The 301-nt window shown below is 37.9% G+C and carries 1 protein-coding gene; it reads left to right on the top strand.

Features of this window, described 5'->3' with window-relative positions:
• A partial coding sequence (locus tag LUD75_RS19095) for a serine hydrolase domain-containing protein (protein WP_232707400.1) occupies positions 1 to 301 on the top strand: 301 nt, incomplete at both ends.

Raw genomic sequence — 301 nt, 5'->3', positions numbered from 1 at the left:
CTATCACCCTTAAACAGTTACTCAGTAACACTTCTGGATTGCCCAATAATATAGACGAAAAAGAACAGGTTTTAGGCAACGGCATTGAGGAGAAAAACTGGGAACTGGTAAAGACCTTGCCGATGGAATTCAAACCCGGAGAAAGGTTCAGCTACAACCAAACGGGATATTATATTTTAGGAAAGATCATCACGAAATTAAGCGGTCAGCATTTTACAAAATTCATTGAAGAAAATCAATTTAAACCTTGCAATATGACCGCTACACAGTTTGGAGATTCCAATGATATCATCCCAAACAA

The organism is Epilithonimonas sp. JDS (assembly GCF_021261315.1).
In the GTDB taxonomy this organism is placed as follows: Bacteria; Bacteroidota; Bacteroidia; order Flavobacteriales; family Weeksellaceae; genus Epilithonimonas.
The sequence above is the reverse complement of the archived record's forward strand: the minus strand, read 5'-3'. Positions and strand labels throughout refer to the sequence as shown.